Below are 7,207 nucleotides of genomic sequence, written 5' to 3' on the forward strand. Positions count from 1 at the left end.
TTACTGGACGTTGCTCCAAATCATCGACAATGTTGGACAGGTTTTTATCCAGTCCATTTTTGGCCTTTGTCATGTAGCCTTCCTCCTCATTCCTTCATGACTACGAGTGCGTCAATGACTGTAAAGTTTGGGCACATTGGTGAATATGCCGAGTATAATCGGACACCAGCTGTTGAATGATATCTGTTCGTTCATCCACAGTTCGTCCGTCACGCTCTACATCGACTAAGTTAACCTGTACTTCCCGGGAGTCTACATATTTACACGCAAAATCAAAGGAGTACATTTGTCGGCCTTCCACCTCGATATGGATTCGAATAGCCTGGTTATCAGCTTCATCTGCCTGCACCTGTGTTTTATCTCCTGAATTCAAAAGAATCGGCAGTTGTTCCTGCCAGGCCTCTACCAGCTTTTGCTGATCTACTGTCATTTCTCGATTCATGCCAGCACCTCCACATCTGATAACGTGTGAAGAAAACAGGTTTTTTATACAACAAAAAAGCCATTCCTCACGAATTCTGATCATTAGTGTATAAAACCTAATGTACCAGTTACCGTATTTGAATGGCTTGGTTTATTTTAGAATATGGCGGAGAGGATGGGATTCGAACCCATGTGGGCTTGCACCCTAACGGTTTTCAAGACCGCCCCGTTATGACCGCTTCGGTACCTCTCCAGGTGGTAAATGGATAAAGCTGCTTCCCTTATCAAACAACTCAGGCGCAACAAAATTATTTTACCACAGATTTTTTAATAATGCAAGGCTTACTGTTTAGGAGTTATAACCTCAACGCCTCGCATGTATGGACGCAGCACTTCGGGAATTACAATGCTTCCGTCCTCTTGCTGATAATTCTCCAAAATAGCAGCAACAGTCCGTCCTACAGCCAATCCTGAACCGTTCAGCGTATGTACAAATTCAGGCTTTGCCTTCGCATCTGGACGAAACCGGATGTTTGCCCGACGCGCTTGGAAGTCTTCTGTGTTTGAACAGGAAGAAATCTCACGGTACATGCCGCTCTCAGGCAGCCATACTTCCAGATCATACGTTTTGGCAGACGTAAAACCCATATCCCCTGTGCAAAGTGCCAGTACGCGATATGGAAGTCCGAGCAGCTGCAAAACGCGCTCAGCGTTATTCGTCATTTTCTCCAATTCTTCATAAGAGGTATCCGGGTGAACCAGCTTGAGCATTTCTACTTTATTGAACTGATGCTGACGAATCAAGCCGCGTGTATCACGCCCTGCTGATCCTGCCTCTGAACGAAAGCAAGAGCTGTATGCCACATAATATTTTGGAAGCTGATCTGCATTCATTATCTCTTCTCGGTGATAGTTCGTTACCGGAACTTCAGCCGTAGGAATAAGATAATACTCAGTATCACGTAGTTTAAACAAATCCTCTTCAAACTTCGGTAGTTGACCCGTTCCGTACAGGCTGTCTCGGTTTACAATGTATGGAGGTAGCATTTCTTCATAACCATGCTCACTGCTGTGCAGATCCATCATAAAGTTAATTAGCGCACGTTCCAATCGCGCTCCCAATCCCTTATAGAACGTAAAACGAGAACCCGTTACCTTAGCCGCAGCCTCAAAATCGAGAATATCTAGATTCTGAGCCAACTCCCAATGTGCTTTGGGTGTAAAAGAAAACTCGCGCGGCTCCGACCAGCGGCGGATTTCCACATTATCCTCTTCCGATGCGCCTACAGGCACAGTCTCGTTAGGAATATTAGGAATCGACATCACCAGTTCATCAATCTGAACTTCCAGTTCCCGCACTTGCTCATCCAATTCTTTAATACGATCGGAGACCTGACGCATTTCAGCAATAAGATCATCCGCATTTTCCTTATTCTTCTTCAACTTGGCTACTTCACCAGATACCACATTCCGGCGATTTTTGAGTCCTTCACTTTCCTGAAGCAACTCACGACGGCTGACATCCAGATCCGTAAAACCCTTAATCAGATCCAGAGATTTTCCTCTGTTCTGTAAAGCTTTCTCAACCCGACCAAGCTCGTTACGCAAAATCTTTATATCTAACACAGGTGATCCCTCCTACACTACAAACCTGACTTTCCGCTACCCGCGGACCATATCCACAAAATACTGATGCAACCGGTAATCGTCTGTTAATTCCGGATGGAAGGATGAAGCCAGCAAATGACCCTGACGGGCTGCCACAATCTCGCCGTTATGCTCAGACAGCACATCTACTCCCACTCCAACAGATTGTATTAAAGGCGCACGGATAAACACCGCACGAACCGGTTCCTCAATCCCTTTAATGTTCAAGTCTGTTTCAAAGCTTTCTCGTTGGCGACCAAAAGCATTACGCGCTACTGTAATATCCATGAGTCCCAAATGTGCCTCTTCCTGCCCTTGAATCGTTTTGGCCAATACAATCAATCCCGCACAAGTACCAAATACAGGCTTGCCTTGATTGGAAAATTGACGTATCGCCTCTATAAAATCATACTTGCGCATTAGCTTACCGATCGTGGTGCTCTCACCACCGGGAATGATAAGACCGGACAGCTCATCGAGCTGTTCGATCTTCTTCACTGCTATGCCTTCAGCACCCGCACGTTCAATGCTTCGTATATGCTCAGCTACAGCGCCTTGCAGCGACAATACTCCTATTTTCATGCCGGTCCCTTCCTTCTTACCAACCACGATCCTGCATGCGCTCATGCGATGCCAGCTTGGAAATTTCAATGCCTTTCATAGGAGTCCCCAAATTCTTGGACACTTCTGCAATCAGCTTGTAATCGGTATAATGAGTGGTTGCTTCCACAATTGCCCGTGCAAATTTCTCAGGGCTATCTGATTTGAAGATACCAGAACCTACAAAGACACCATCAGCGCCCAAATGCATCATCAACGCAGCATCCGCTGGTGTTGCTACACCGCCTGCAGCAAAGTTGACCACTGGTAGCTTACCAAGCTCATGTACTTCTAACAGCAACTCATAAGCAACTCCGAGGTTTTTCGCCTCTGCATACAGCTCGTCCTTCGACAGGTTTTGCACCTTGCGAATTTGACCGTTGATAAAACGCATATGACGAACAGCCTCAACAATATTTCCAGTTCCCGGTTCACCCTTTGTACGGATCATAGATGCGCCTTCACCGATGCGGCGCAGAGCTTCCCCTAGATCCTTGGCTCCACAAACAAATGGAACGGTGAACTCCCGCTTATCAATATGGAAGACTTCATCCGCAGGTGTCAGTACTTCGCTCTCATCGAGATAATCGACACCGAGAGATTCCAATACCTTTGCCTCAACAAAGTGGCCAATACGAGCCTTAGCCATAACAGGAATAGAAACAACCTTCATAACCTCTTCCACAATCGTTGGGTCAGCCATACGAGCAACGCCACCCGCTGCACGGATATCCGAAGGCACCCGTTCAAGAGCCATTACGGCTGTAGCGCCTGCTGCCTCTGCAATTTTAGCCTGTTCAGCGTTCATGACATCCATGATTACGCCGCCTTTTTGCATCTCTGCCATACCTCTTTTTACACGCGAAGTTCCCGTTTCCATGTCTTTGCCTCCTGTAAGGGTTACGTTTAGATTCTAACTTAAGATTTTACCGCACGAACGCCAAATACACAATCATTTCGAGTTGTAAAATAAGCTATGCAGAACACATTAGGTCACTAGCGTACATATTTAGAAAAGATTCTTAATTCCCTGGAACAAATCACCGAAGAAACCACCAATGGCCCGGAAAAGCATTCGGAACCAACCGCCCTCTTCTACTGCCGTCGTAGTAACCAAATCAACCGTTTTCGTCTGGCCTTTGTCCACGCCATCCGTTTTGTATGTGTACGTAATCGTTCCGACTTTTGCCCCTTGCTTCAAAGGTGCCACGAGAGAGAGTGCTGGTGTAATGTTTGTTGTAAAAGTTACCTTAGGATTGCTCGCACCCTTAGGTACGATGAAACTCACCGCATCCTTTGTGACGATCGGTACCTCTGTTTCCTTACCTTTGGTTACGGGTACACTCTCAATGCCCTTAACCACCGTCTTTGGAGCAACAACCTGCTTCACTTCAAAATTATCAAAGCCATAGTTCAGCACTTTAGCTGTCTCTGTAAAACGGTGGGGCTCAGAATCAGCTCCCATAACGACACTAATGAGACGCATTCCATTACGTTCAGCCGTACCTGTAAAACAGTTTCCAGCATTGTTCGTATGACCCGTTTTCATTCCGTCCAAGCCAGGATAAGCGAATTTTCTAAAGTTAGTAATGTTCTTGTTCGCTTCTAGCATCCAATTATAGTTAATAATTGGCGCTTTGTCAGTCGGCCGGAATTTGTATGACTGAATTGTGGTAAACCGTGTGTAATCCGGATGATCCTTAATAATATAACTGGCCAAAGTAGCTGCGTCTCTCGCTGTCATTACAGTTTCCCGGTCTGTATCCGGTTGGAACCCTGTAGGCATATCCTTACGATCCAAACCAGTCGAGTTGATAAAATACGTATTTTTCATACCCATTTTCTGAGCTGTTTCATTCATTAGTTTTACAAAGTCCTGCTCGGTTCCAGCAACACGTTCTGCAAGAGCTACTGTTGCATCATTAGCAGAACCTACGGCCATGGCAATATAAAGCTCCTCTACCGTATGTTGATCCCCTTGAGCCAAAAAAATACGTGATCCGATACTCTTGGCAGCATTCTCGCCAACCGTAACCTTATCCGTCCACTTGAGCTTACCTTGCTTAACCTGCTCCGCTACGAGGTACTCTGTCATCATTTTAGTCATACTGGCTGGCGGAAGCGGCTCATCTGGATTCATAGAAAGCAAGATCTGTCCTGTGGAAGGCTCGACCAAAATGGCAGAACGGAGTGCCAAACTAGGAGGGTTAATAGAACCTGTCCCGATAATATCCTTCGCCTCGGTTGTTGCTGCAGCAGCAAAAGTAGCCACACTTGGATCAAAATTGCCTACAACCGGCAGGGCCGACATATACATCATATTAAGCACCATGACTGCAGTCACACTCTTTTTAATCATGCTGCGTTTATTAATTTGCCTCAAATTGTTCGCTTTCAAATGAATACAAACTCCTCTCGTACCTCAACCCGATTCGCTATCTATAACGAGACGGTGGTTACAGCCTTTACTTGGCCAAAGAATTAATGTTTTAATGTTATTCCATTCAGTGTCATTTCATTTCGTAAGATATAGCCCGTCATAAGCATTCTGTGCTCGAATCTTCCTAACCGGTAGAAATCCTCCAAAATACCTATGTGCCCCTAGCTCATCAGTTACCTTGTGTGAAGGCGGACACTTGTCTATTCTATCACAGGGGTATCTCTAAAAAAAGACAGGCAGAGCGAAATGCGCTCTGCCTGTCGTCAAGTCAAATACAGCTGAATTTTATAGAGAGTAGTTTGGTGCTTCTTTCGTAATTTGCACATCATGTGGATGGCTTTCACGCAGACCTGCACCTGTAATACGGATAAAGCTTGTATCGTTACGAAGCTCCTCAATATTAGCAGTACCGCAATATCCCATACCGGAACGAAGACCGCCCAACAGCTGGTGAACAGTGTCGGAAAGTGGCCCTTTATAAGCAACGCGTCCCTCAATGCCTTCTGGCACCAATTTCTTGTCGTCATCTTGGAAATAACGATCCTTACTACCTTGCTTCATCGCAGCCATAGAGCCCATACCACGATATACCTTGAAGCGACGTCCTTGATAAATTTCCGATTCGCCCGGGCTTTCTTCCGTACCTGCAAAAAGGCTTCCCAGCATTACCGCAGAAGCGCCTGCCGCAATGGCTTTTGTGATTTCACCGGAGTATTTAATACCGCCATCTGCAATAATCGGAATATTATATTCACGTGCTACTGTTGCACAGTCATAGATAGCTGTAATTTGCGGAACACCAATCCCTGCAATTACGCGTGTGGTACAGATTGAGCCTGGACCAATACCGACCTTCACGACCGATGCTCCTGCTTCAATCAATTCACGCGTTCCGTCACCCGTAGCTACGTTACCTGCTACAATCGTCAGATCCGGATAAGTTTTACGCAACTCACGAACAGCTTCAATAATGTTAATATGATGACCATGAGCTGAATCCACAACAATCAAATCCACGCCCGCCTTTACAAGGGCTTCCGTCCGTTCAAACGTATCCTTGGAAATGCCGACAGCCGCACCGACCAGAAGACGCCCTTGTGCATCCTTCGCTGCGTTCGGAAACTGAATAGCTTTCTCAATATCTTTAATGGTGATCAGACCTTTGAGATAGTTGCCTTCATCAACCAGAGGAAGCTTTTCAATTTTATGCTGTTGCAAAATGACTTCTGCTTCCTGTAAAGTCGTGCCTACTGGTGCAGTTACCAGTTCTTCCTTCGTCATCACTTCACTAATTTTAAGATTAAAATCGTGAATAAAGCGAAGATCACGGTTAGTAATAATACCCACCAGTTTGTTCTCTTCGTTTACAATAGGTACACCGGAAATACGGTATTTACCCATAACAGCCTCGGCATCGGACACCAAATGATCGGGAGTCAATGAGAATGGGTTGGTGATAACACCGCTCTCTGAACGTTTAACCCGATCTACCTCTACTGCTTGCTGTTCAATCGACATATTTTTATGAATAACACCAATACCGCCTTCACGAGCCATCGCAATCGCCAACACTGCCTCAGTAACAGTATCCATACCAGCACTCATCAAAGGAATATTCAGCTTCACGTTATCACTCAAACGAGTCGCTACGCTAACTTCTTTGGGCAGTACCACCGATTTACGAGGTACCAGCAAAACATCGTCAAAGGTAAGGCCTTCCTTACCGAATTTATCTTCCCACACCAAGATGATCCTCCTTCAAAATGTTTAGTCTGTATTGGTCTTGTTGTCTGTCCGACACGGACAAATCAAGGCTCTCTGAAAATATATTATTGCAATCTTAGCAAAGCGGTATAGGGGTGTCAAGCCTTCATCAACAGCCTTAACCTATAGTATTTCCCTGTACAAACAACTGTACTCCTACGAAGGACAATCATTTATTCATAACGGTTTTAAAGGTGCCTCACTATTACAAACGCATTAGGCAAGTAGCCGAGGAGCAAGAATATAAGCGCTTTCCCTTATATGCAAAAAAGAGGACCATAATCTAAATAAGATCATGGTCCTCTTTACTTGTTGTTGCTTGGCAACGTCCTA

At 45.4% G+C, this 7,207-nt stretch carries 6 protein-coding genes and 1 tRNA gene; all 7 read right to left on the reverse strand.

All coding sequences use genetic code 11. From position 1 onward, the window contains the following. Positions 1 to 100: 100 nt before the first annotated feature. The 7 genes from AC5V8P_RS21255 to guaB all read right to left on the reverse strand — a co-directional run bounded on the left by AC5V8P_RS21255 (position 101) and on the right by guaB (position 6,853). On the reverse strand, positions 101 to 442 hold the full coding sequence (locus tag AC5V8P_RS21255) for a hypothetical protein (protein WP_063212171.1): 342 nt from the start codon (positions 440 to 442) through the stop codon (positions 101 to 103). 145 nt (positions 443 to 587) lie between these two features. Continuing rightward, positions 588 to 676 (reverse strand) — tRNA-Ser (locus tag AC5V8P_RS21260). Between the two features lie 89 nt (positions 677 to 765). Next, a complete protein-coding gene (serS, locus tag AC5V8P_RS21265; RefSeq protein ID WP_063212172.1) occupies positions 766 to 2,049 on the reverse strand; it encodes a serine--tRNA ligase in 1,284 nt (427 codons plus the stop codon). 36 nt (positions 2,050 to 2,085) lie between these two features. Next, positions 2,086 to 2,652, reverse strand: a complete 567-nt coding sequence (gene pdxT, locus AC5V8P_RS21270; RefSeq protein WP_064795694.1) for a pyridoxal 5'-phosphate synthase glutaminase subunit PdxT — start codon at positions 2,650 to 2,652, stop codon at positions 2,086 to 2,088. A 16-nt stretch (positions 2,653 to 2,668) separates the two neighbouring features. Continuing rightward, the gene (gene pdxS / locus AC5V8P_RS21275) at positions 2,669 to 3,550 is read right to left on the reverse strand and encodes a pyridoxal 5'-phosphate synthase lyase subunit PdxS (RefSeq protein WP_013368723.1); all 882 of its coding nucleotides are present in this window, start codon (positions 3,548 to 3,550) and stop codon (positions 2,669 to 2,671) included. 129 nt (positions 3,551 to 3,679) lie between these two features. After that, on the reverse strand, positions 3,680 to 5,068 hold the full coding sequence (locus AC5V8P_RS21280; RefSeq protein WP_064795695.1) for a D-alanyl-D-alanine carboxypeptidase family protein: 1,389 nt from the start codon (positions 5,066 to 5,068) through the stop codon (positions 3,680 to 3,682). Between the two features lie 327 nt (positions 5,069 to 5,395). Then, entirely contained in the window at positions 5,396 to 6,853 is a 1,458-nt protein-coding gene (gene guaB, locus AC5V8P_RS21285; protein ID WP_063212177.1) for an IMP dehydrogenase, read from the reverse strand. Positions 6,854 to 7,207 lie beyond the last annotated feature (354 nt).

It is taken from the genome of Paenibacillus sp. N119s (assembly GCF_059447605.1).

Excerpts from the sequence above, each read along its gene's own strand:
- AC5V8P_RS21255 (WP_063212171.1), bottom strand. The coding sequence starts at position 442 with ATGAATCGAGAAATGACAGTAGATCAGCAAAAGCTGGTAGAGGCCTGG.
- pdxT (WP_064795694.1), bottom strand. The coding sequence starts at position 2,652 with ATGAAAATAGGAGTATTGTCGCTGCAAGGCGCTGTAGCTGAGCATATA.
- pdxS (WP_013368723.1), bottom strand. The coding sequence starts at position 3,550 with ATGGAAACGGGAACTTCGCGTGTAAAAAGAGGTATGGCAGAGATGCAA.